The organism is Paraclostridium sp. (assembly GCF_051657365.1).
Taxonomy (GTDB): Bacteria; Bacillota; Clostridia; order Peptostreptococcales; family Peptostreptococcaceae; genus Paraclostridium.
The window spans coordinates 1-1,203 of record NZ_JBOFKN010000169.1; the positions used below are offsets into that span (position 1 = coordinate 1).

At 52.4% G+C, this 1,203-nt stretch carries 1 protein-coding gene; it reads left to right on the top strand.

Annotated features, from left to right (window positions below; all coding sequences use genetic code 11):
- Window positions 1-1,203 (top strand): terminase gpA endonuclease subunit (locus ACRCYC_RS13010; protein ID WP_438619564.1); only part of this gene is annotated, 1,203 nt, incomplete at both ends.

The following is a 1,203-nucleotide window of genomic DNA, read 5'->3' on the forward strand; positions in this document are numbered from 1 at the left end:
TGAACGCGATGGGTTCTGACTACATTCGCGAAGTTAACCTAGTTAAATCGGCGCGTGTCGGTTACTCGAAAATGCTACTCGGTGTAGTGGCATACCTCATTGAGCACAAGCAGCGTAACGGTATTTTGTGGCAGCCAACTGATGGCGATGCCGAAAACTTCATGAAAACCCATATCGAACCAACGATACGGGATGTGCCCCCGCTGATGGCTCTTGCTCCTTGGTACGGGAAAAAACACCGAGATAGCACGTTATCAGCGAAGCGCTTTTCTAATGGTCGAGGTCTGTGGTGTCTCGGCGGTAAAGCAGCAAAGAACTACCGCGAAAAGTCAGTTGATTTCGGTATTTATGATGAGCTGGCTGCATTCGATGAGGATGTGGAGAAAGAAGGTTCGCCAACATCACTGGGTGATAAGCGACTGGAAGGCTCAACGTGGCCAAAGTCTATTCGAGGGTCCACACCAAAAATCCGCGGCAAGTGTCAGATTGAGCGTGCTGCGAGTGAGTCTCCGCACTTCATGCGGTTTCACGTTCCGTGCCCACACTGCGGAGAGCTGCAAGACCTAAAGTGGGGCGGCACTGATTGTGGTTTCGGTATCAAGTGGGAAAGCCGAAAGCCAGAAACTGCGTATTACCAGTGTGAGCATAACGGCTGCTTTATCCTGCAGCACGAGCTCGATCAGTCTGGTGGCCGTTGGATATGCGAGCGCACCGGCATATGGACTGAGGACGGTATCGATTGGTATGGCTCTGATGATTTTCTCATTGAGCCGCCGGTAAGCGTGACGTTTCACGTTTGGACTGCATACAGCCCATTCACCACGTGGGTAAATATTGTTCGTGAGTTTTACAAAGCCAAGGGTGATTACGGGAAATTTAAGACGTTTACCAACACCACGCTGGGTGAGACTTGGGAAGAGGATCAAGGCGCAAGGCCACAATGGGAAGGGTTATATGGTCGGCGCGAAGTATACGCCGCTCAAGTCCCCGAACCGGTCGTCTACATTACTGGTGGCGCTGACTGGCAGGATGATCGTGTTGAGGGTTACACGGTTGGGTGGTGCGTCGGCGAAGAGTCCTATCTGATTGACCGCTGGGTGCTGTTCGGCGATCCAGCCAGTGAAGAACTGCGCCGCAAGGTGGAGCAGAGAAAGCGCACCGAATACACACGGGCTGACGGAACAATAATGACTGTCGCTCGTT